The sequence below is a fragment of the Roseovarius spongiae genome (genome assembly GCF_003651245.1).
In the GTDB taxonomy this organism is placed as follows: Bacteria; Pseudomonadota; Alphaproteobacteria; order Rhodobacterales; family Rhodobacteraceae; genus Roseovarius; species Roseovarius spongiae.
Map to the genome: position 1 here is coordinate 89,964 of NZ_RAPE01000001.1, position 22,585 is coordinate 112,548.

Annotated in this window: 23 protein-coding genes; 4 read left to right on the plus strand and 19 right to left on the minus strand. The window is 67.8% G+C overall.

Going from position 1 to position 22,585, the window contains the following annotated elements; translation table 11 throughout:
- Positions 1 to 8 precede the first annotated feature (8 nt).
- Positions 9 to 605, minus strand: a complete 597-nt coding sequence (locus D6850_RS00440; protein ID WP_121162996.1) for an energy-coupling factor transporter transmembrane component T family protein — start codon at positions 603 to 605, stop codon at positions 9 to 11.
- Entirely contained in the window at positions 580 to 1,311 is a 732-nt protein-coding gene (locus tag D6850_RS00445; RefSeq protein ID WP_121162997.1) for an energy-coupling factor ABC transporter ATP-binding protein, read from the minus strand. Before D6850_RS00445 ends, D6850_RS00440 begins: the two co-directional genes overlap by 26 nt.
- A 126-nt stretch (positions 1,312 to 1,437) precedes the next feature.
- On the opposite strand from D6850_RS00445, the gene D6850_RS00450 reads away from it, so the two are divergent.
- Together D6850_RS00450 and D6850_RS00455 are read left to right on the plus strand one after the other, a co-directional pair.
- Positions 1,438 to 3,627, plus strand: a complete 2,190-nt coding sequence (locus D6850_RS00450; RefSeq protein ID WP_121162998.1) for a thiamine pyrophosphate-dependent enzyme — start codon at positions 1,438 to 1,440, stop codon at positions 3,625 to 3,627.
- On the plus strand, positions 3,624 to 4,646 hold the full coding sequence (locus tag D6850_RS00455) for an ACP S-malonyltransferase (protein ID WP_121162999.1): 1,023 nt from the start codon (positions 3,624 to 3,626) through the stop codon (positions 4,644 to 4,646). The genes D6850_RS00450 and D6850_RS00455 overlap by 4 nt, the downstream gene beginning before the upstream one ends.
- Before the next feature lie 52 nt (positions 4,647 to 4,698).
- Here D6850_RS00455 and D6850_RS00460 read toward each other — a convergent pair whose 3' ends face one another.
- From D6850_RS00460 to bcoG, 9 genes are all read right to left on the minus strand, one after another.
- Entirely contained in the window at positions 4,699 to 6,099 is a 1,401-nt protein-coding gene (locus D6850_RS00460) for a TRAP transporter large permease (RefSeq protein WP_121163000.1), read from the minus strand.
- Positions 6,100 to 6,104: 5 nt separating this feature from the next.
- Positions 6,105 to 6,737, minus strand: a complete 633-nt coding sequence (locus D6850_RS00465) for a TRAP transporter small permease subunit (RefSeq protein WP_121163001.1) — start codon at positions 6,735 to 6,737, stop codon at positions 6,105 to 6,107.
- A 438-nt stretch (positions 6,738 to 7,175) separates the two neighbouring features.
- On the minus strand, positions 7,176 to 8,192 hold the full coding sequence (locus D6850_RS00470; RefSeq protein WP_121163002.1) for a C4-dicarboxylate TRAP transporter substrate-binding protein: 1,017 nt from the start codon (positions 8,190 to 8,192) through the stop codon (positions 7,176 to 7,178).
- A 317-nt stretch (positions 8,193 to 8,509) separates the two neighbouring features.
- Complete coding sequence (locus tag D6850_RS00475) at positions 8,510 to 9,295, minus strand: carnitinyl-CoA dehydratase (RefSeq protein WP_121163003.1); 786 nt, start codon at positions 9,293 to 9,295, stop codon at positions 8,510 to 8,512.
- A complete protein-coding gene (locus D6850_RS00480) occupies positions 9,292 to 11,328 on the minus strand; it encodes an acetate--CoA ligase family protein (RefSeq protein WP_121163004.1) in 2,037 nt (678 codons plus the stop codon). The genes D6850_RS00475 and D6850_RS00480 overlap by 4 nt, the downstream gene beginning before the upstream one ends.
- A 45-nt stretch (positions 11,329 to 11,373) precedes the next feature.
- The gene (locus D6850_RS00485; protein ID WP_121163005.1) at positions 11,374 to 12,534 is read right to left on the minus strand and encodes an acyl-CoA dehydrogenase family protein; all 1,161 of its coding nucleotides are present in this window, start codon (positions 12,532 to 12,534) and stop codon (positions 11,374 to 11,376) included.
- A gap of 4 nt (positions 12,535 to 12,538) precedes the next feature.
- Positions 12,539 to 13,945 carry a carnitine 3-dehydrogenase gene (locus tag D6850_RS00490; protein ID WP_121163006.1) on the minus strand — a complete coding sequence of 469 codons (1,407 nt, stop codon included), beginning with the start codon at positions 13,943 to 13,945 and terminating at the stop codon, positions 12,539 to 12,541.
- A gap of 26 nt (positions 13,946 to 13,971) precedes the next feature.
- Positions 13,972 to 14,736 carry an SDR family oxidoreductase gene (locus D6850_RS00495; protein ID WP_121163007.1) on the minus strand — a complete coding sequence of 255 codons (765 nt, stop codon included), beginning with the start codon at positions 14,734 to 14,736 and terminating at the stop codon, positions 13,972 to 13,974.
- The gene (bcoG, locus tag D6850_RS00500) at positions 14,733 to 15,647 is read right to left on the minus strand and encodes a 3-dehydrocarnitine:acetyl-CoA trimethylamine transferase BcoG (protein WP_121163008.1); all 915 of its coding nucleotides are present in this window, start codon (positions 15,645 to 15,647) and stop codon (positions 14,733 to 14,735) included. The genes D6850_RS00495 and bcoG overlap by 4 nt, the downstream gene beginning before the upstream one ends.
- A gap of 79 nt (positions 15,648 to 15,726) precedes the next feature.
- Between bcoG and D6850_RS00505 the strand changes: the two genes are divergently transcribed.
- Positions 15,727 to 16,674, plus strand: a complete 948-nt coding sequence (locus tag D6850_RS00505; protein ID WP_245964056.1) for a GlxA family transcriptional regulator — start codon at positions 15,727 to 15,729, stop codon at positions 16,672 to 16,674.
- Positions 16,675 to 16,690: 16 nt separating this feature from the next.
- Here D6850_RS00505 and D6850_RS00510 read toward each other — a convergent pair whose 3' ends face one another.
- On the minus strand, positions 16,691 to 17,149 hold the full coding sequence (locus tag D6850_RS00510) for a hypothetical protein (protein WP_121163009.1): 459 nt from the start codon (positions 17,147 to 17,149) through the stop codon (positions 16,691 to 16,693).
- 172 nt (positions 17,150 to 17,321) lie between these two features.
- Between D6850_RS00510 and D6850_RS00515 the strand changes: the two genes are divergently transcribed.
- Positions 17,322 to 17,555, plus strand: coding sequence for a hypothetical protein (locus D6850_RS00515; protein WP_121163010.1), 234 nt, complete (start codon positions 17,322 to 17,324; stop codon positions 17,553 to 17,555).
- Between the two features lie 4 nt (positions 17,556 to 17,559).
- Here D6850_RS00515 and D6850_RS00520 read toward each other — a convergent pair whose 3' ends face one another.
- The 7 genes from D6850_RS00520 to D6850_RS00550 form a co-directional block, all read right to left on the minus strand.
- On the minus strand, positions 17,560 to 18,681 hold the full coding sequence (locus D6850_RS00520; RefSeq protein WP_121163011.1) for a beta-ketoacyl-ACP synthase III: 1,122 nt from the start codon (positions 18,679 to 18,681) through the stop codon (positions 17,560 to 17,562).
- An 81-nt stretch (positions 18,682 to 18,762) separates the two neighbouring features.
- On the minus strand, positions 18,763 to 19,716 hold the full coding sequence (locus D6850_RS00525) for a 2-hydroxyacid dehydrogenase (protein WP_121163012.1): 954 nt from the start codon (positions 19,714 to 19,716) through the stop codon (positions 18,763 to 18,765).
- Positions 19,713 to 20,054 (minus strand): tRNA-binding protein, encoded by a 342-nt coding sequence (locus D6850_RS00530; protein WP_121163013.1) that lies wholly within the window; start codon positions 20,052 to 20,054, stop codon positions 19,713 to 19,715. Before D6850_RS00530 ends, D6850_RS00525 begins: the two co-directional genes overlap by 4 nt.
- The gene (gene proC / locus D6850_RS00535; RefSeq protein WP_121163014.1) at positions 20,044 to 20,862 is read right to left on the minus strand and encodes a pyrroline-5-carboxylate reductase; all 819 of its coding nucleotides are present in this window, start codon (positions 20,860 to 20,862) and stop codon (positions 20,044 to 20,046) included. The genes D6850_RS00530 and proC overlap by 11 nt, the downstream gene beginning before the upstream one ends.
- Positions 20,863 to 21,089: 227 nt before the next feature.
- A complete protein-coding gene (locus D6850_RS00540; RefSeq protein ID WP_121163015.1) occupies positions 21,090 to 21,590 on the minus strand; it encodes a type III secretion system chaperone family protein in 501 nt (166 codons plus the stop codon).
- Positions 21,591 to 21,795: 205 nt separating this feature from the next.
- Positions 21,796 to 22,029 carry a hypothetical protein gene (locus tag D6850_RS00545; RefSeq protein WP_121163016.1) on the minus strand — a complete coding sequence of 78 codons (234 nt, stop codon included), beginning with the start codon at positions 22,027 to 22,029 and terminating at the stop codon, positions 21,796 to 21,798.
- A gap of 220 nt (positions 22,030 to 22,249) precedes the next feature.
- Positions 22,250 to 22,507, minus strand: a complete 258-nt coding sequence (locus tag D6850_RS00550) for an accessory factor UbiK family protein (protein WP_121163017.1) — start codon at positions 22,505 to 22,507, stop codon at positions 22,250 to 22,252.
- Between the last annotated feature and the right edge of the window lie 78 nt (positions 22,508 to 22,585).

Here is a 22,585-nt window from a genome sequence, read left to right on the forward strand (position 1 = left end):
TGTCAGTGTCATATTCCGCCGCGCGCGCGGATCGCCTCGGCCACGTGGTCCGCGTCGTCGATCGCGAGAAGCGCGAAGGGCAGCACGATCCGCCAGCCCACCCGCCGGGGCGAGCGCGCGCGCCAGGATTGCGCCAGCAGTCCGCCCTTGTGGGCCAGCGCGGGCGTGAAGCGGATCACCAGCGCGACGCCGAGTTCGAGCGCGCGCGTACTGATCCCGAAGCGCCTGAGCGGCGCGGCCAGCCGCCGCAGAACGGCGATCATGTCGTCAAGCCGCGTCGTCATGGTCACGAGGTTGGCCAGCCCCACGGCGGTCACGAGCCGCAGCGCGATCACGAGGCCGGCCTCCGGCGTGCCGGTCCAGCCATGCCAGAGCGCGATCACCGCGAGAAACGGCCAGAGCACCAGCAACCGTCCGACCCCCGCACGCAGGAAGACGCGCCCCGGCGCGGCGTAGAGCGCCAGCATCCCGAGGAACGCCGCCGCGTGAAAGAGCGGCGCGCGCGCGGCGAAAAGCACCATCGTCGCCACGCAGAGCGCCGCCAGCTTGGCCCCGGCGGGCCAGCGGTGCGCGCGGGTCTCAACCGGCGAGGTCAGACAGATCATCGCGCCCCCCCGCCCGTCGCATTTCGGCCCCGTAAGCCGCCAGCACCCGCGCCGCGGGACCGTCCTGCTTGATGCGCCCCGCGTCCAGCCAGATCACCCGCTCATACCCCGTCAGCGCGTCCGGGTCGTGCGATACGTGCACGAGCGTCGCCGGCGCCGCGTCGAGATAGCGCCCAAGCTGCATCCGCGTCGGGATATCGAGCCCCGACAGCGGCTCATCCAGAAGGATCACCGCCGGCTCCATCGCCAGCACGGCCATCAGGCAGACCAGCTGTTTCTGTCCCTGCGACAGCGTGTGCACGGCGGCGCCGGCCCAATGCGCCTTGTCGAACCGTGAGAGGATCGCGGCGACGGCGCGGGCGGCCTCGGACTTGCTGCGCCCCTGCTGTGTGAGGCCAAAGGCGATCTCCTCCTCAATGGTGGGAAAGATGATCTGGTGATCGGGGTTCTGGAACAACATGCCGACCACGCCGACCGCGCGCTTGCGGTCGTGCGCCACATCCACGCCGCCCACCCGCGCCTGCCCGCGATCCGGCGCGATCAGCCCGGCGATGACGCGAATCAGCGTCGATTTGCCCGACCCGTTGCGCCCGACGATCCCGATCCGCCGCTCGGTTGCGGCCAGATCGACGCCGTCGAGCACGCGCCGCCCGTCCAGCGTCAGCGCGACGTCGCGCAGCTCGATCAAGGGGGCGTCTGGGGGCATGATACGGCTTTCGGTCAGGGCTGCGCTATCTACCCGCGTGCGGGGCCATCGGGCAAGGGGCGCGTGCATCTTGCCCTCGTCCGGCAAACGTCTAGGTTGGCGAAAACCGCCGCCCGGAGACCCCACATGGATCGCGCCGAGATCGTTCACGAGAATTTCCACAATCGCTGCCGGACGGGCGACCTCCCGCCGGGCCGCGCGCCGGGCGGAGGGCTCGGGCGCGCCGACGCCGCGCGGCTCTTTCGCGCGCAATGCCTGAGCCGCGCGCTCGACCGCACCAGCCGGGCGATGCAGAAGGCCGGGCAGGGGTTTTACACCATCGGCTCGAGCGGGCACGAGGGCATGGCGGCGGTGGCGCATGCGCTGCGCCCCGACGATATCGCGTTCCTGCACTACCGTGACGCGGCGTTCCAGATCGCCCGCGCCGACCAGGTTCCGGGCCAGTCGATCGCCTGGGACATGTTGCTGAGCTTCGCCTGCTCGAGCGAGGACCCGGTATCGGGCGGGCGGCACAAGGTCCTGGGGTCAAAGGCGCTGATGATCCCGCCGCAGACCTCGACCATCGCTTCGCACCTGCCCAAGGCGGTGGGCGCGGCCTATGGCATCGGTCTTGCGCGCCGCCGACCGCCCGAGCACCGCGCGCTCCCCGCCGACGGCATCGCGATGGCGAGCTTCGGGGACGCCTCGGCCAACCATTCGACCGCGCAGGGCGCGATCAACGCCGCCGGCTGGGCCAGCGTGCAATCCGCGCCGATGCCCCTCCTGCTGGTCTGCGAGGATAACGGCATCGGCATCTCGACCGAGACGCCGAAGGGCTGGATCGAGGCGTCAATGCGCCACCGCCCCGGCATCCGGTATTTCAGCGCCGACGGGCTGGATATGTATGACACCGCACGCGCCGCCGCCGAGGCCGCCGCTTACGTCCGCCGCCAGCGCAAGCCGGCGTTCCTGCATCTCACGATGGTGCGCCTTTACGGCCACGCGGGCGCGGACCTGCCCACGACCTACCTGCCCAAGGCGCAGGTCGAGGCGGAAGAGGCGAACGATCCGCTCCTGCATTCCGTACGGCTCATGGACGCCGCCGGGGTGATGACGCCGCAAGAGGCGCTCAAGGTCTATGACGAAACCTGCGACCGCGTGGCCCGCGTAGCGGCCGAGGCGGCGCAACGCCCGCGCCTGAAAACCGCCGCCGAGGTGATGGACACCATCATCCCGCCCAAGCGCCATTGCGCGCCGACCAACGGGCCGAGCGCCGAGGCGCGCGAGGCCGCCTTCGGCAGCGACATGAAGCAGATGGACCAACCGCAGCCGATGGTGCGGCTCATCAACTGGGCACTGACCGACCTGATGCTGGAACATGGCGAGATCACCCTCATGGGCGAGGACGTCGGCCGCAAGGGCGGCGTCTATGGCGTCACCAAGGCGCTGCACCAGCGCTTCGGCCCCGACCGGGTGATCGACACGCTGCTGGATGAACAATCCATTCTCGGCCTCGCCATCGGCCTCGCCCATAACGGGTTTCTGCCGATGCCGGAAATCCAGTTCCTCGCCTACCTGCACAACGCCGAGGACCAGTTGCGCGGCGAGGCGGCGACGCTGCCCTTCTTCTCGCGGGGGCAGTTCACCAACCCGATGGTGCTGCGCATCGCCGGGCTGGGCTATCAGAAGGGGTTCGGCGGGCATTTCCACAACGACAACTCGCTCGCCGTGCTGCGCGACATTCCGGGGATCATCATCGCCTGCCCGTCCTCGGGGGCGGATGCGGCATGCATGTTGCGCGAATGCGTGCGCCTTGCGCGCGAGGAACAGCGCGTGGTGGTGTTCATGGAGCCGATCGCGCTTTATCCGATGCGCGACCTGCTTGAAGCCGGGGATGGGGCGTGGATGGAGACCTACCCCGCCCCCGACCGGGTGATCGGGCTGGGCGAGGTGGGCGTGCATGGCGACGGGACCGACCTTGCCATCGTGACCTACGGCAACGGGCATTACCTGTCGCGCCAGGCGCAGGCGCGGCTGGCCGGCGACGGGGTGAACGCCCGCGTGATCGACATGCGCTGGATCGCGCCCTTGCCCGAGGACGCGCTCTTGCGGGCGGTCGAGGGCTGCGATGCGGTGCTCATCGTCGACGAATGCCGGCGCACCGGCGGGCAGGCCGAAGCCCTGATGGCGCTTTTCACCGAGAAGAGCGACCTGCCGCACGCGCGCCTCGTTGCCGAGGACAGCTTCATCGCGACCGGACCGGCCTATGGCGCGACCATGCCCTCGGCTGACGGGATATATGACGCAGCCCGAGCGCTGCTGGAGGACCGGACATGACCCGCCGCGCCGTCGTCATCTGCCCGGGCCGCGGGACCTACAACAAGGCGGAGATCGGCTATCTCGCCCGCCACCACGCCGGGCGGGTCGCGCCGCTCGACGCTGCGCGCGAGGCCGAAGGGCTCGATACGCTGACCGCGCTGGACGGGGCCGAGAGGTTCGCCCCCAAACTGCACTTGCGCGGGGATATCGCAGCCCCCCTGATCTACGCCTGTTCCGCGCTCGACGCAGGCGCGCTGGCCGAGGATATCGAGGTGGTCGCGGTCACGGGCAACTCGATGGGCTGGTATACCGCGTTGGCGGTGGGCGGCGCGCTGAGCCTCGTGGACGGTCTGCGCGTCACCACGACGATGGGACGGCTCATGCATGACGCGATGATCGGCGGGCAGTTGATCTATCCCTGCACCGATGCGGACTGGCGCGCGGACCCGAATCGGCGCGCCGCGCTGCTTGCCACGGTGGCCGAGATCGACGCGCGCGCGGACCATGTGCTGCGCCTGTCCATCGACCTCGGCGGGATGTTGGTGCTGGCGGGGAACGGGGCCGGGCTCGATGCGTTCGAATCGGATGTGCCGCGCGTGCAGGACCGCTTTCCGTTGCGCCTGCCGGGGCACGCGGCGTTTCATACCGACCTGCAGGCGCCGGTGGCCGAGGCCGGGCGCGCCGCACTCGGCGCGGACCTCTTCCACGCGCCCGCGATCCCGCTTATCGACGGGCGCGGCGCAATCTGGTGGCCCGAGGCGAGCGACCCGGCGGCGCTGCGCGCCTACACGCTTGGCCACCAAGTGACCGAGGCTTACGATTTCGCCCGCGCCATCGCGATTTCGGCGCGCGAATTCGCGCCCGATCTGTTCATCGTCACCGGCCCCGGCACGACGCTGGGCGGCGCGGTGGCGCAATCACTGATCGCCTGCGGCTGGGACGGGATGCAGGACAAACCCGCGTTCCAGACCTGGCAGGAGGATGGCCCGCGCCTCGTCTCGATGGGGCGCGAGGATCAGCGCGGGGTCGTGACGTAATTCTCTTTTTCAAAGAGAATTCCCAAGACTTTTCCATGAAAAGTCTTGGACGTCACACCTGACCCGGCAGCCAGAGAACGATCATCGGAAAGCTCACCAGCAGGGCGATGGTGATTGCGTCGGCGATGAAGAAGGGCGTGACGCCCTTGAACACGTCCTGCACGCTCAGATCCTCGCGCACGCCGGCCACCACGAAACAGTTGAGCCCGATGGGCGGGGTGATGAGGCAGAACTCGGCCATCTTGACCACCAGGATGCCGAACCAGATCGCGCACATCGGCCCCGACATGCCGAAGGTGCTGTCGGCGGCACTCACCAACTCGCCCCCGTTCAGCGCCATGACCGCCGGGTAGACCACCGGCAGCGTCAGCAGCAGCATCCCGATCGCGTCCATGAACATGCCCAGCACCGCGTAGGCCAGCAGGATGCAGACCAGGATCAGCATCGGCGACACGGTCAGCGAGGTGATCCAGTCCGCGAAGGCGCCCGGCAGGTCAGCGAACCCGAGGAAACGCACATAGACCAGCACGCCCCAGATGATGGTGAAGATCATCACCGAGAGCTTTGCGGTCTCGAGCAGCGCCGCCTTCAGTTCCGCCCAGCGCATCCCGCGCCAGACCGCCATGAGAAAGACGATGAAGGCGCCGATCGCGCCGCCCTCGGTCGGCGTGCCCCAGGCGTCGCCGCCGAAGGGGTTGTAGACGAAGAAGATGATCGTCACGACCACCAGCACGATGGGCAGCGCGGGCGGCAGCGCCACCAGCCGTTCGCGCCAGGTGAACCCGCCGACCGGCGGGCCGAACCCCTTGATCGTCAGCGCAAGCCCGATGATGAGCGCGCCGTAGACGAAGGCGGAAAACACCCCCGGCAGGAACCCGGCGAGCAGCAGCTTGCCCACGTCCTGTTCGACGATGATCGCATATATGACGAGGATCGCCGAGGGCGGGATGAGCGAGGCGAGCGTGCCGCCCGCCGCCACGACCCCGGCGGCGAATTTCTTGTCATAACCGATCTTCAGCATCTCCGGGATCGCGATCCGCGCGAAGACCGCGGCGGTGGCCACGGACGCGCCCGAAACCGCGGCGAACCCCGCGGTGGCGAAGACGGTCGACACCGCCAGCCCCCCCGGCACCCAGGCGATCCAGCGTTTCGCCGCCTCGAACAGCGCCTTGGTCAGCCCCGCGTAATAGGCGAGATAGCCGATCAGGATGAAGGTCGGGATGAGCGAGAGCGCCTGGCTCGACACCTTGGAATGGGGCACCTGTCCAGCGGTCTTCACCGCTACGGTCAGCGCCCAGAGGAAATCCTCGCCCGCATAGCCCTTCTTGGCCCAGAAGATCCAGATCAGCCCGATCAGCCCCGCGCCCGCGGCGGCGAAGGCCACGCGCATTCCGAGGATGACAAAGACCAGCATCCCGCCGGTGACCGCAAGGCCGATATCGATGGGTTCCATCGCGCCTATCCGTCCCGGCCGGACAGTTGCTCGGCCTCCATGCGCGCCTGCGTGGCCGCGTCCGTCACCAGCGGCACGGCGACGGGCGCGTCCGCGTTTCGCAGGAAGGCGCGGCCATAGCCCCAGAGTTGCAGCACCAGCCGCAGCGACAGCACCGCAAAGGCCACCGGCGCCAGCAGCTTGGCCGGCCAGAGCGGCAGGGCGATGTCCATGCTGCTGTCACGGCTCCAGAGCGGCGCGCCGAAGTCGAAACTGCGCGAGAAATGCGCCCAGCTGCCCCAGACCAGCAGAAGCATCAACGCCAACACCGCCAGCGTGGTGATGAACTCGGCCACCCAGAGCGCGCGACCCCTGAGCGCCCCGACGACGATATCCATGCGGATATGCCCGCCGTCGCGCTGGGTAAAGGAGATGCCCATGAAGGCGATCAGCGGCATCGCCTGCTCGATCCAGTCGACATAGCCCGGCAAGGGCTGGTTGAGGAAATTCCGCCCGGACACCGACACCACGGCAAGGATCATCAGGGCGAACACCGCCAGGCCGCTCAGCAGCGCCAGAACGCGTTCTAGCCGATAGAGCGCGCGGTCGATCCGGCTCAATCGGCTGTCATCGGTGATGATCGACGCGCTGCCTGCCATTCGCTCTCCTTCCATTTGGCGGCAACAGTCGAGTCACTGTAGATACTCGGCGTATGCCTATGTCTCTTGGGGCGTCAGTTGTACCGCAACCCGGCTGACAAAGGGGTCGGCCATGCTAGCTGCAAACGTCTTTGTCCTGACCACGAACGGAGGGTTGGCACCCTGCCCGTAGTCGACACTCCAGACTTGCCCCACATCTGGTATGAAGGGTGGCTGACTCCCGTCGAAAACGAACTCTTCATGGAATATCTGATCGCCATTCTGATCTCTGATGTCGACCTGAAGCACAAATTTCGATTCGGCTATCTCTTGGGGGCACATGTCACCGTGTCCTATCGCAAATGATCGCTTGCACCGTTCCGCGCACCGATCCGAGGCCTCGCGCATTCGAGCGCGGCGAGGCCCCCTGTGATGCTGAGGCGCGGAACGCTTAGACACCTACATGCCCTTCAGCTCTTTCAGCTTCGCGGTCACGAAATCATAGAGCTCCTGCCCCGGCAGACCGCGGGCGTTCATGTCCTCGATCCAGGCCTGCGCGGCGGGACCGGCGACCTTTTCCTCGAAGGCGGCAAGACTGTTGTCGTCAAAGCTCACCCGCTCGATCCCGCGCTCGTCAAGCGCCGGACCCCATTTCGCCATCGTGTTGTTCTCGTAGTTCTCGACGTAGTAATCCAGCGCCTCGTCGATGGAGCCGAGCAACGCCTCGCGATGCGCGTCGCTCAGGTCGTTCAGAGCATCGGTATTGGCGACCACGGGGCAGTTGACCGTTCCGGGGTTGAGGTTCGTGGTCCACCACTGCGCGTTCTCGATCGTGCCGAAGGACATGTGCGCGTGCGGGGCGAACGCCGCCGCCTTGATGACGCCGCTGTCGAGCGCCTGGCGCACCTCGGTCGCGGACATCGAGGTGGGCACCGCGCCGACCGCCTCCATCGCCTGTCCGATCCCGCCGGTGGCGCGCACGGTCAGCCCCTCGAAATCATCGAGGCTCTGCGGCGCGTCGCCAAGGCCCACGAGGTTGTATTGCGGCATCGGCGAGGGCATGAGGATCGTCGCGTTCCAGCGGGCGAGGTCCTCCTTGACCGCGGGCTGATCATAAAGCGCCATCGACAGCTCGCGCTCCTGCGCGAGCGTCTCGACCCCGAGGAAGGGCAGTTCGAGGACGGTGATCGTCGGGTTCTTGTCGCGGTGGTAGCCCGCGCAGAACTGCGCCATCTCGAAGGCGCCGATGGAAATCCCGTCGAGGTTCTCCTTGTTCTTGGACAGGCCGCCATAGCTGAGGTTGAGGGTGAATTCGCCGTTGGTCTTCTCGCTCACCAGCTCGGCGAGCTTCTCCACGTGTTCGGTGAACGCCCGCCGCTTGCCCCAGAGGGATACGTTCCATTCCGTCGCGAGCGCCTGGCCCGCAAAGGTCATCGCGACCGCGGCGGCGAAGCCGCATTTCCAGCATTGTTTCATCTGCCATCTCCCTGATGATCGTTTTTTCTGATCCCGACGATAGCCGACGACGCCGGATTGCAAAACCTGTTTTGACGGCGGCCCGGGTATTTCGCCTTCGGCGAGGATGTTTCTTGGCAAGAATAAAGACCGAGTTAACCTGAATCGGCCAAGGTGACGTTACGGTTCAGGCGGGGACGCCGATGACCGTGCATGGAGAAGGGCGAGACGCCTTTTTCGGGGAGGGACGGATGCCGTCCCCTCCTCCTGTTCTTGCTTCCAGATATCCTCGTCAAAGGCGAAACACCTGACCGGCGGCCGCGCGACGCGGCCCGATGTTATTTCCCCTTCCAGACGGGATCGCGCTTTTCGGCGAAGGCGCGCGCGCCCTCGAGCTGGTCCTCCGAGGAATAGAGCACATCGACGGTCGGATACTGCCGGCGCGCGATCTTGTTCATCGCGGTCTGGAAATCGCTTCCTTCGGCGTCGCGCACGATCTCCTTGATCGCGGCGTAGACCAGCGGCGGGCCGCTTGCCAGGTGATCGGCCAGGGCGCGGGCCTCCTCCATCAGCTTGCCCGCCGGGTGCACCTGGTTGATCACGCCCCAGCGCGCGGCCTCTTCCGCGTCGATCCAGCGGCCCGTCAGCAGCATCTCCATCGCGATGTGATAGGGGATGCGCTTGGGCAGCTTCACGCTCGCGGCGTCCGCGACGGTGCCGGAACGTATTTCGGGCAGCGCGAATTGCGCATGATCGGCGGCGAGGATGATATCCGCGCCGAGCGCCAGCTCCAGCCCGCCGCCGCAGCAGATGCCGTTCACCGCCGCGACGATCGGTTTGTTGAGATCGCGCAGCTCCTGAATTCCGCCGAAGCCGCCGACGCCGTAATCGCCATCGACCGCGTCACCCTCCGCCGCCGCCTTGAGATCCCAGCCGGGGCAGAAGAACTTTTCGCCCGCGCCGGTAACGATGGCGACGCGCAAGGCGTCGTCGTCGCGGAAATCGCGGAACACCTCGCCCATGATCCGGCTGGTGGCGAGGTCGATGGCGTTCGCCTTGGGCCGGTCGAGCGTCACCTCAAGCACGTGGCCGCGGGTCTCAGTGCGTATGGGACTGTCGGTCATGTCGTCTCTCCTGTCCTGATGAGCGCATCCGCGGCCACCGCGCTTGTCGGGGTGCAGATGAGCGGGTTGATCTCGACCTCCTCGAGCGGGCCGGCGTGGGCGGTGGCGTAGTCCTGCACCGCCATGACCGCCCTGATGATGGCGGCGCGGTCCGCGCCCGGCCCGCCCCGGTAGCTGTGCAAGAGCGGCGCGATGCGCAGGGAGTCGAGCGCGGCGTCGATCTCGGCCCCGGTGGCGGGCAGGAGCAGTTGCGCGGAATCCCGCAGGATCTCGGTCAGCACGCCGCCCGCGGCCAGGGTCAGAACATAGCCGTGCGCCGGGTCGCGCACCACCCCGATCAGCAGTTCGGCGACGCCGCCGGTCACCATTTCCTCCACCAGCCAGGAGGCCGCGTTCATGCCTTCGGCGGCGGCGATCGCCTCGGGCTCGGTCGCGAGGTTGACGGCGACCGCGCCCGCCTCGGTCTTGTGGGCGACGCCCTCGCCCTTCAGCACGACGGGCAGGCCCACCTCGCGCAGCGCGGCGGCAAGGCCGTCACGCGTTTCTGCGCGGGCGTGGCGCGGCACGTCGAGCCCATGCGCCCTGAGCGCCGCCTTGCTCTGCGCCTCGCTCAGCACTCGCGCCGGCCCGCCCTCACCCGGCAGCAGGAGCGGGGCCGGGGTGCCGGCGCGCGCGGCGGTCAGCGCCTCGACCGCCGCCAGCGCATCGTCGAGGCCCAGCATCGGTATGAGGCCGGCGGCGGCGATCTGCGCCGCCTTCGCCTCGGACAGGTTTTCGGGCAGGCTCGCCACGATGGCGACGGGCACGCCCGCGTCGCGCTGCGCCGCCGCGCCTGCGGCGATGGTGCAATCCCAGGCCGCGTCGCTGCACCGGTCGGTGCGCGGGTAGTCCACGATGAGACAGCCCAACGCGACATCGCCGCGCAGCGCGGCGGTGAAGGCCTGCGACATCTTCGCCACGTCATCCCAGATGAAGGTGTGATAATCCAAGGGGTTGGCCAGCGCCACCATCGGCCCCAGCGCGGCGCGCAGCCCCTCGTGCTGCACCGCGTCGAGCGGCGGGAAGACCACGTCGCGCCCCTCGGCGCTGTCGGCCATCAGGCTCGCCTCGCCGCCCGAGCAGGAGATCGACACCAACCGGTTCGACCGCAGAGGCCCCGCGAAATGCGCGAGCTTCAGCGTCTCGAGCATCATTGGCAGGCTGCTCACTTGCGCGATGCCGAGCCTGCGCAGGAGCGCCCGCGCGCCCGCGTCGCTCCCGGCGAGGGAGGCGGTGTGCGACACGGTGGCGGCGCGCGCCTGTTCGGAGCGGCCCGCCTTGAGCGCGACGACGGGCTTGCCCAGATCACGGGCGCGCGCGGCGAGCGCCTCGAAGGCGCGCAAGTCGCCGATCCCCTCGATATGCAGGCCTAGCGCGGTCACGCGGTCGTCCTCGATCAGCGCGCCGCCGATTTCGGCAAGCCCGATCTGCGCCTGGTTGCCGGCGGTCGCGACATAAGCGAGCGGCAATCCGCGCGCCTGCATGGTGAGGTTGATCGCGATGTTCGAGCTCTGCGTGATGAGCGCGACCCCGCGTTCCGCGCGCACCCCGCCGTGCTGGTCGGGCCAGAGGAGCGCGCCGTCGAGATAGTTGATGAAGCCATAGCAGTTCGGCCCGATGATCGGCATGTCGCCCGCCGCCGCCAGCAGCGCGTCCTGCATCCGCGTGCCGTCGCCGGTCTCGGCCTGCGCCTCGCGGAACCCGCTGGCGAAACAGACGGCCCCGCCCGCGCCCCGCGCCGCAAGCGCGCGCACCACGTCGATGGTCGCGGCCCGGTTGACGCCGATGAAGGTCGCGTCGGGCGCCTCCGGCAAATCGTTGACCGAGGCGAAGGCGGGCAGCCCGGCCACGTCCGAACGGGTCGGGTGCACCGGCCAGACAGGGCCGTCAAAACCCATCCCCTGGCACTGCGCGATTACCGACGCGCACCAGACTCCGCCGCCGACCACGGCGATGGAGCGGGGACGGATGAGGCGGGAGAGGTCACGGGTCATGTGAAACGGTCCACTACAAGAAGACTCTTTCGCCGCGCATCGGTCTCACGCACCCAGCGGTCGCAGCAATTCGCGGCTGATGATGTGACGCTGGATTTCGGAAGTGCCGTCCCAGATGCGTTCGACCCGCGCATCGCGCCAGAAGCGTTCGATCGGGAAGTCGTCCATCAGCCCCATGCCGCCGTAGATTTGCAGCGTCGCGTCGGTGACCCGGGCCAGCATCTCGGTCGCGTAGAGCTTGGCGCTCGCGATCTCGCGGTTGGCGGGCAGGCCCTGGTCGAGCCGCCAGGCCGAGGCCAGCGTGAGGAAATCCGCCGCGTCGATCTCGGTCACCATGTCGGCGAGTTGGAAGCCGACGCCCTGGAACTTGCCGATGGGCTGGCCGAACTGCTCGCGCTCGGCGGCGTAGGCGAGGCCCATCTCGAAGCAGCGGCGTGCGCGACCCACGGACATGGTGGCCACGGTGATGCGCGTCGCGTAGAGCCATTCGTTCATCACCGCGAATCCGCCGTCGACCTCGCCCAGCACCTGCGCGTCCGGCAGGCGGCAGTCGTCGAATTCCAGCACCATGTTCTTGTAACCGCGATGGCTGACAGAGTTGTAGCCGTCGCGGATGGTGAAGCCGGGCGTGCCGCGATCCACAAGGAAGGTGGTGATCCGCTTTTTCGGCCCCTTCGGCGTCTGATCCTCGCCGGTGGCGACGAAGACGATGATGAAATCGGCGTGATCCGCGCCCGAGATGAAGTGTTTCGTCCCGTTCAGCACCCAGTCTCCGCCGTCGCGCCGGGCCGAGCATTTCATGCCCCGCACGTCCGATCCGGCGCCCGGCTCAGTCATCGCCAGCGCGTCCATGCGTTCGCCGCGCACCGCCGGGAGCAGGTATTTCTCGCGCTGCTCGCCCTCGCAGGCCATCAGGATGTTCTGCGGGCGGCCGAAGAAATGGTTGAGCGCCATGCAGCCGCGGCCCAACTCGCGCTCGACCAGCGCGAATTCAAGATGCGAGAGGCCCGCGCCGCCCACCTCCTCGGGGAAGTTGCAGGCGTAAAAGCCGAGGTCCTGCGTCTTCTGCTTGATCCGCTCGGCCACCTCGGGGGGCACCTCGCCGGTGCGCTCGACCTCGGCCTCGTGCGGGTAGATCTCCTTCTCGACGAAGCTGCGCACGGTCGAGACGATCATCTCCTGTTCGTCGGTCAGTCCGAAATTCATCGTCTCACTCCTTGTGGGCGGCCGCGAAGGCGGCGATGCGCTTGGCGACCTCGGGGGTGGGCAGGCTGGTGCGGCGGGTCTTCATGTCGACATGCAGCATGAGCTGGTCGCTGGTCGCGAGCAGCGTGTCATCGCTGGTGCGGACCAGTTCGTGGAAGCAGCGCAGTTTCTTCCCCTCGCCATCGGTCACGCGGGTGCGCACCTCGACCGGTTCGCCGGCGTTGGCCTCGGCGAGGAACTTGATGGTGTTCTCGACGGTGAAGTAGCTGCCGCCGGCGGCGATGTAGTCCTCGCCCGCGCCGGCCACATCCATCACGATTTCCGCCGCGTCCGAGAATATCTGCCCGAAGCGGCCTTCGTTCATGTGCCCGTTCCGGTCGGTCCAGTCGACGGGCACGGTGCGGCGCACGGTAATCATCGGCGTCTCTTCCACCGGCGGCAGGTCCAGCGTCTTCTGGTGCGCCGCGATCAGGCGTCCGGCGGCGGCGCCCTGCTGCTTGAGCGCGCGCATCATCGCGATCAGGTTGTTGTCGCGCTTGCGCTCGAGCTCGCGGATGCTGAGATGGCCGGATTGCGCGTCAGACTGATCGGCGATCTTCTGCGCCAGTTCGTCGGTCAGTTCGGGTACGTCCATCAGCTTGGTCCAGGGCCATGCGAGGGCGGGGCCGAACTGGTCGATGAAATGCTTCATCCCCGCCTCGCCGCCGGCGACGCGGTAGGTCTCGAACAGGCCCATCTGCGCCCAGCGGATGCCGAACCCGTAGCGGATCGCGTTGTCGATCTCCTCGGTGGTGGCGATGTCGTCCTTGATGAGCCAGAGCGCCTCGCGCCAGACCGCCTCGAGGAAGCGGTCGGCGATATGGGCGTCGATCTCCTTGCGCACGCGCAGCGGAAAAAGGCCGACCGAGCGCAGCAGGTTGCTCGCGCGGTCTAGCAGGGCGGGGTCGCTGGCCTCTGTGCCGACCACCTCGATCAGCGGCAAGAGGTAGACCGGGTTGAACGGGTGGCAGACCATGATCTGGCCGGGACGGCTGGCGCCCTCCTGCAATTGGGACGGCTTGAAGCCGCTGGTCGAGGATCCGATCACCGCGCCCGCGTCGCAGGCGGCCTGGATCTCGGCAAAGACCTTGTGCTTGATGTCGAGCCGTTCCGGCACGCTTTCCTGGATCCACGCCGCGCCCTCGACCGCCTCGTCGATGCGATCGTGAAACGTCAGCGCGCCCTCGGCGGGCAGCGCCTGGTCGTAGAGCATGGGCAGCGCGTGACGGGCGTTGCCGAGCACCTCGCCGATCTTGCGTTCGGCCTCCGGGTCGGGGTCGAAGACGCGCACGTTCCAGCCGTTGAGCAGGAAGCGCGCGGCCCAGCCGCCGCCGATGACGCCGCCGCCGATGATGGTTGCCGTTTGGGTCATGTTCGGAATTCCGCCTTGGGGCGCCCTCAGGGCGCGTTGGTTTCGGTATGGCCATCGACCGCGATGATCTGGCCCGACATCTTGCTTGCCGCGGGGGAGGCGAGAAAGAGGAAGGTGTCCGCGAGGTCATCGACCGTGACCCATGTGCGCATGGAGACGCCGCGCACGTATTGCTCGCGCACGTCCGCCTCTGGCCGGCCCGAGGCCGCGGCCTCCATCGCGACGACGCGATCCATGCGCTCCCCCTCGACCGCGCCGGGGCAGACGGCGTTGACCCGCACGCCGGCGGGCCCAAGCTCCATCGCCAGCGTCTTGGTCAGCCCGACGAGCCCCCATTTCGCGCTGGCGTAGGGCGACCGGTAGGGGTGGCCCCACTGACCGGACGTGGACGAGGTGAGGATGATGCAACCCGATTCCTGCGCCCGCATCAGCCGCGCGGCCCAGCGGCAGGTCAGGAACGCGCCGTTGAGGTTGACGCCGATGCAGGCTTGCCAGTCGGCATAATCCAGATCCTCGATCCGCCCGGCCGGTCCGCCGGTGCCGGCATTGGCGCAGACCACGTCGACGCCGCCCCATTCCGATTCGACGCGGTCGAGAAAGGCGGCCATCTGCGCCTCGTCGGTGACGTCCGCGACCGCGGCGATCGCGCCGCGCAGCGCGTCGCCCATGCGCGCCACGGCGTCCGCGTCGGCGTCGCAGAGGGCCACGCGGTCGCCCTCGGCCGCGAAACGACGGGCAAGGCCAAGGCCAATTCCCGACGCGCCGCCGGTGATGAGGACGCGGCGGGTCATCCTTTGGGCGCCCGCTTGGTCAGGTTCAGCTTCTTGCGCACGTCCTCGGGACCGATCACGCGCGCGCCAAGGCGTTCGATGATCTCGACCGCGCGGGTGACGAGCTGGTGGTTCTCGGCCAGCACGCCCTTGTCGAGCATCAGGTTATCCTCGAGCCCGACGCGCACGTTCCCGCCCGCCAGCACCGCGGCGGCGACATAGGGCATCTGGTCGCGGCCCAGCGAAAACGCGGACCAGTTCCAGTCGGCGGGCACGTTGTTGACCATCGCCATGAAGGTGTTGAGGTCGTTGGGCGCGCCCCACGGCACGCCCATGCAAAGCTGCACGAGCGCGTCCGCCTCCAGCACGCCGTCCTTCACCAACTGCTTGGCGTACCAGAGATGGCCGGTGTCAAACGCCTCGATCTCGGGCTTGACGCCGAGTTCGGTCATCATCCGGCCCATCGCGGTCAACATGCCCGGCGTGTTGGTCATCACGTAGTCGGCTTCGGCAAAGTTCATCGTGCCGCAATCGAGCGTGCAGATCTCGGGCAGGCATTCGGCGACGTGGGCCACGCGCTCGGTCGCGCCCACCATGTCCGAGGCGGACTCGTTGATCGGCAGCGGCGATTCGGCGTCGCCGAACACCATGTCGCCGCCCATCCCGGCGGTGAGGTTCAGCACCACGTCGGTATCACTGGCGCGGATGCGGTCGGTGACCTCGCGGTAAAGTTTCACGTCGCGCGACGGCGCGCCGGTCTCGGGGTCGCGGACGTGGCAATGCACCACCGCCGCGCCCGCCTTGGCCGCGGCGATGGCGCTGTCGGCGATCTGTTCGGGGCTGCGGGGGACGTGCGGGCTGCGGTCCTGGGTGCCGCCGCCGCCGGTGACGGCGCAGGTGATGAAAACCTCGCGGTTCATGGTCAGGGGCATGGGTCGGTTTCCTCCGGTTCTGGTTCGCCGCCAACCTAGCCCGCTGGACGGTGGATGGCTCTTTCCGTATTGGACAATCATGATGCAGAAATGGACAAAAACCCCGGCAAGCCCCGTCACCATCGGGATCCTGATTTTCGACCGGTTCTCGAACCTCTGCCTGAGCAATTGCCTCGAACCGCTGCGCGCCGCCAACGACGTGGCGCGCGAGGCGCTCTTCGACTGGCGGATCGTCACGCCGGACGGCGCGCCGGCGCGATCGTCCAGCGACATCCAGGTGCTGCCGCATGGCGCGCTGCGCGACCTGCCGGAATGCGACTACCTGTTCGTCCACGCGAGCTATGACCACCTGCGCCACGATACGCCCGAAACCCGCCGCGCGCTGCGCGCCGCCGCGGGGCGGGCGGGGACGGTCGTCGGTCTCGATACCGCGCCCTGGCTGCTGGCGGCGGCGGGGCTGCTCGACGGGCGGCACGCGACGTTGCATTGGGACATGCTCGACGCGTTCGCCGAACGGTTCCTGAAGGTCGAAGTCGAGCGCGCGCGCGCCCTGCGCGACGGCCCGTTCGTGACCTGCGCGGGGGCGATGTCGGCGCTCGACCTCACGCTCGACCTGATCGCGCGGCACGCGGGAACGGCGACGCGGCTCGACGTGGAGGACCAGTTCATGCATTCGGGCGACCGCGGACCGGCGCAGGTCGTGCCGGAGGGCGACCCGCTGGTGCGCCGCGCGCTGGCGCTGATGCGCGAACACGTGGAGCGTCCGCTCCCCCTCTCCGCCGTGGCCCGGCGGCTCACTTGCCAGCCGCGCACGCTCGACCGGCGGTTCCGCCGCGCGCTCGGCGCGCCGCCCGGCGCCGTCTATCGCCACCTGCGACTGTCCGAAGCGCGCAAGCTGCTCGACGGGACGCAGCTCGGCATCGCCGAGATCGCGGTGCGCTGCGGCTACGATTCGCCCGCCGCGCTGGCCCGCGCGGTAAAGGCCCGCTACGGGCGCGCGCCCAGCGCGCTCCGGCAGAGCGGCTGAGGCGGGCAGGGCGGGCTCAGGTGGTTTCGTCCTCGAGGTGCATCTTCATGTCGACCAGCACCTTTTGCAGATGCGTCGTTTCGCGCAGCAGGCGCTTGGCTTCGTTCACCGTGATGCGGCCGTCCTCGATCGACTGCTGGTATTCGGCCATCAGCATCGCGAACCGCTGGCTGAGCGCGATCACGTCGCTGTTCACACCGCCCTTGCCGCGCGTGTTGCGGCGCGTCTCGTCGAAGTCGAGACCGATGCCCTTCAGCTCGGCCAGCGCGGCGGTGACGTGCGGATAGCTCGCGGCCTCTTCCAGCGCCGCCACCGCATCGACGGGCATGAAACGGTCCGCGTGTTCGGGATGCCCGGAATAGTAGCGCCCCAGCGTCGCCTTGGACTTGCCGGTCAGCTTGCAGGCCGGCTCGATGCCGACATCCTTGACCAGCGCCTCGGTGTGCTTCTTCAGGTAGCTCGCCATCGCCGTCATCTTCTCGCCCCTCGTGTTCCGGGGCGTCCCGACGCGGATACCCAAGACAGTTTTCCGAACAACCCGCCGAAATTCAAGACAAAAGACGTCGCAGCGCGGCGACGCGCCGGAACCAAGCCGCGCGTGCCGCGTTTTCCATAAGAACGCTTCGCCAGATCAGGGGGATTGCGCCATGGACCGTCTCGCCATTTTCATCGCCGTGATCGGCGGCAGTTCCATTGCCGGGGCGCTGGTGATCGCGGCGTTTTCGCTTGGATACTACGGATATTGGGTCATCGCGGCCTGCGTCATCGCGGGCCTCGTGATGGCGTGGCCGACCGGTTATCTCGTGGCGCGGCGGATCAAGCGCGAGGATCCCGCGTGGAACGAGAGGCGCAACGAGCCGAAGCCGGGGCTGAAGCGATAACCGGCTAGCCCGCCCGCTCGACCAGCACCGATCCCACGGAATACCCCGCCCCGAAGGAACAGATCAGCCCGAGATCACCGGGGGCGAGGTCGTTCGAGTATTTCGAGAACGCGATGATCGACCCCGCCGAAGAGGTGTTGGCATAGTCCTGAAGGATGTTCGGCTGTTCGTCCGGTTCGGGCGCGCGTCCCAGCACCTTGCGCCCGATGAAATCGTTCATCGCCTTGTTCGCCTGGTGCAGCCAGAGCCGTTTGAGGCTGTCGGCCGCCACGTTTTCCTCTGCGAGATGCGACAGGATGTGCTGGGAGACCAGCGGCAGCACCTCCTTGAAGACCTTTCGCCCATTCTGCATGAACTGCATGTCGCGCCGGTCCTCCATCTGGCCATGCGCGCGCCGCAGGAAGCCGTTGTTGTTGCGAATGTTGTTGGAGAACTGCGTCGCGCAGCGGGTGCTGCGTATGCGGAAATGCGCGCCCTGCGCCGCCTCCGCGGGTTCCAGCACCGACGCAGTGCAGACATCGCCGAAAATGAAATGACAGTCTCGGTCGCGCCATTCCAGATGGGCCGAACATATCTCGGGGTTGACCACCAGCGCGCAGCGCGCGGATCCGGCGCGGATCATGTCCGCCGCCGCCTGCATGCCGAAGGTGGCCGACGAACATGCCACGTTCATGTCGAAGGCGAACCCGCCCGCGCCCAGAAGCTGCTGGATCTCGACCGCGATCGCCGGATACGCGCGTTCGTGGTTCGAGGCCGCGCAGATCACGAGATCGACCTCTTCGGGGTCGCGGCCCGCCTGCGCGAGCGCGTCGCGACAGGCGGCCAGCGCCATTTCGGCCATGACCGATGGTTCCTCGTCGCTGCGCGGGCGCAGGCGCGGATGCATCACCTCGGGGTCCAGCACGCCGGATTTGTCCAGCACGTGACGGCGCTCGATGCCCGAGGCGTTGACGATGAATTCCGTGCTGGAATGGGCCTTGGCCCTGACCTCGCCCGCCGCGATTTCCGCGGCGTGCTCGGCGTTGAACCGGTCGGCATAGGCGTTAAAGGCCGCGACCAGTTCCGCGTTGGTGATGGTCTCCTCCGGCGTGAAGACCGCGGCGCCCGTGATGGCGGGGGAAGTCATGAGAAAGCTCCGAAGATGGGTCCGCGCAGATCATAGCACGCACGCGACGAGGTCAAGCGGAACCCCGCGTCGCACCGCCGCTCAATTGACGAGGTTCGGCGGCTCTTCGCCCGCGAAGAAGGCGCGCAGGTTCTCGACCGCCATCAGCCCCATCGCCTCGCGCACCTCGGTTGCGGCGGTGCCGAGATGCGGCAGAAGCACGGCGTTCTCCAGCGCGATCAGCGCGTCGGGCACCTTTGGCTCATGCTCGTAAACGTCGAGCCCGGCGCCCGCGATCCGCCCTTCGGTCAGCGCCGCGATCAGCGCCGCCTCGTCCACCACGTCGCCGCGCGAGACATTGATCAGATGCGCGTGCGGCTGCATCGCGCCCAGCACGCTCTCGCCGATCAGGCGATGCGTTTCGGCCCCCCCCGGCACGGCGATCACGACGAAATTGGCCTCTGCCGCCAGCGCCTCGGCGCTCTCCATCCGGCGCGCGTCGAAATCCAGCGTCTTCTCCGACCGGCTGACATAGAGCACGTCCATGCCGAAGCCAAAGCGGCAGCGCCGCGCCACCGCCTGCCCGATTCGCCCCATGCCGATGACGCCCACCGTCTTGCCGCTCATGTGCAAGCCAAGCATCTGCGTGGGGTGCCAGCCCTCCCACGCGCCCGCGCGCAGCATCCGCTCGCCCTCGCCGGCGCGGCGCGCGCTCATCAGCATCAGCGTCAGCGTGATATCCGCCGTCGCGTCGGTCACGGCGCCCGGCGTGTTGGTCACGCTGATCCCGCAGGCGCGCGCCGCGGCCACGTCGATATGGTTATATCCCACCCCGAAATTGGCGAGGACCCGGCAGCGGTGATGCCCGTCGCCGAAGATCTCCGCGTCGAACGCATCGCCCAGCGTCGGCAGAACCCCGTCGTAGAGCGCCAGCGCCGCGCGCATCTCGGCCGGTTTCATCGGTCCGGTGCTCTCGCGCGTCTCCACCTCGAAGTGGGCCTCGGCGGCGGCGACCACGCAGCCCGGAAGCGGGCGGGTCAGGAACACCCGTGTCAATGCATCCTCCCGCCTTCGGGAACCTCACGGTCCGGGCGCAAAAGCACGATCTCGCCATCCGCATCCGCCACGCCCAGCACCAGCACCTCGGACATGAAGGGGCCGATCTGGCGCGGCGGAAAGTTCACCACGCCGATCACCTGCCTGCCCGTCAGCGATTCGGGCGTGTAATGCGCGGTGATCTGCGCCGATGTCTTGCGCTCGCCGATGTCGGGGCCGAAATCGATCCACATCTTGATCGCGGGCTTGCGCGCCTCGGGGAACGGTTCAGCCCGCGTTACGCGCCCGACGCGGATATCGACCTTGAGGAAGTCGTCGAACGTGATCTCATCCGCCATGTTTCAGCTCCCGCGAACGCTCGGCCGCCGCCCCCACGGTGCGGATCATCAGCGGCGGCAACCCGTCCGAGGTGTCCATCAGCACCTTCAGTCCGGCCTGCGTGGTGCCGTTGGGGCTGGTCACGTTGACGCGCAGTTGCTCGGGCGTCTCCTCGGCGGCCTCGGCCAGCGCGCCGGCGCCCGCCACCGTGGCCTTGGCCAACTGCATCGCCATCTCGGGCGGCAGGCCCTGCGCCTCGCCGGCGCTGGCGAGGCACTCGATCATGTGAAAGACATAGGCCGGCCCGGAGCCCGAAACCCCGGTGACCGCGTCCATCTGGTCCTCGTGCTCCAGCCGCACCACCTGTCCCACCGCGCGCAACAGCGACTCGGCAAGATCGAGCTGCCCGGTGCCGGCGTGATCATTCCCGATGATGGCGGTGATCCCGCGGCCCACGGCGGCAGGCGTGTTGGGCATGGCCCGCACGATCGGGCTATCATCCCCCAGCGCCTCTTCGAACGCGGCGATCGACGTGCCCGCCGCGACCGACACGAACAGCGTGTCGCCACCCCCCATCGCCGCGATCGCGGGAAGGGCGTCGCCCATCATCTGCGGCTTGACCGCGATCAGCACGATCGCCGGGGCCTCGGGCAGATCCTCGTTGAGTCGCACGCCGACGCCTTGCAACCAGTCCGACGGCGCGGGGTCGATCACCCAGACCGAACCGGGCGGCAATCCGTCCGAAAGCCAGCCCTGCAACATCGCCGATCCCATCTTGCCGCAGCCGAGCAATACCAGCCCGCGTTCGGTGACATCGTTCATATCCATACCAGGTCCCTCCGCTTCACGCCCCAAGTCTTACGCGCGGCGATTCCGCGAGGCAACGCAAGATGGCGAAAGCGGCGATCTCCTGCGCCCCCGTCTTTCTTCTTGCGTCGAAATATCCCAAGGGAGGGTTGAATTTTCGTGAAAATTCAACGTGGGGGCCGGCCCCCTGTCTCGCGCTTGCGCGAGCACTGAAGATGCGTGTCGAAGACGCTCGATCGGGTCAGGCGTCAGGCGCGGCCAAAGGCCTCGGCGATGGCGACCTGCATCGCGTCGCGCGGCGCGCGGTCGCCCCAGACGACCAGTTGCAGCGCCGGGTAGTAGCGTTCCGCGCTGGTGACCGCGGCGGTGATCAGCGTATCGATCTGCTCCGGGCTGGCGCCCTGTCCGCCGCTCATCAGCAGGCCGTAGCGATAGACCATCAGCTTCTGTTCGGCCCAGTAGGTGAACGCGCCGGCCCAGCATTGGTCGTTGATCTCGTTCAGCACGTGGTAGAGCGCGGGCAGCTTTTCCTCGGGCGGCTCCATCTCGAAGGTGCAGACCATGCGCAGGGTCTCGTCGTAGCCCGACCACGCCAGCGTGATCGAATAGGTGCGCCACTGGCCCTCGACGGCCATGGCGATCTGGTCGTCGCCGATCCGGTCGAAGTCCCAGTCGTTATGCTCGGCCAGGGTCTCGACGATGTCGATGGGGTGAAGATCTTCCTGTAGGAACTGTTCGGACAATGCCACGGCGCCACCTCGTTTTTATATAGCGGAGAAGGCGGATATCGCCCCCAATCGCTAGGCGTCTGCTCAACGGACGGGGGTTCGCCCCCGCGTCCCTACCAGATATGGTGAGGGACGCGAGTCGCCCTGTAAAGCTATTTGTTGTGGATAACCGCAATAACTTGTGGAGCGCCGAATCCCCGCTGCAACATGCCGCGCGGGTCGTGGGTCAGCCCTCTGCGTCGGGCTCGGCTTCGATCAGGTGCACGACGCGCTCGAAGACGCCCGCCTCGTTCAGCGCGTGCAGCCGCTCGATCAGGTCGTCGATCAGCCGTGTATAGGTGATGATCGCGGCGTCCCGGCGCAACTGGTTCTCGGCGTGCTGGATGATCCTGCGCAGCGCCTTCGCCCTGGCCAGCGCGCCCTGCACGGCGCGGATCTCCTCTGCCGGATCACCGGACACGAGACCTGCCTGCGCCGGAACCGGTGCGTGCCTTGCGCGCCCGTCCGATCGACCGCGCCGCCATTTCGCAACCCCTGACTGATACGCCCCCGCGGCACACAGCCATAGGTGGTAAGGCATTGATACAACGCAACATTTCAACGAGCGTGCGGCGACGCGAACCTCGAGTCAAATCAAACTTTGCAACAATTTTACGAATAAGGGCGCTGAGCGCGCGGCCTCAGCCCTTCGTCTTCTTTTTCCCGGCTTCGAGCGCGTCGAGTCGCGTCTTGAGGGCTTCGTTCTCCTCGCGCGCCTTCTGCGCCATCGCGCGCACCGCGTCGAATTCCTCGCGGGTGACGAAATCGCGGTCCGCCAGCCAGCGGTCCACCATCGAGCGCATCGCGGTTTCCGCTTCCTGTTTCGCGCCCTGCGCCACGCCCATCGCGTTGGTCATCAGGTGCGAGATATCGTCGAGCACCTTGTTACGGCTCTGCATCCTCGGCCTCCGTCATTTCAGTCGGCTCCTATATGGGGCGCGGGCGCGCGATTCACAAGGTTGACGCCCAACGCGGCG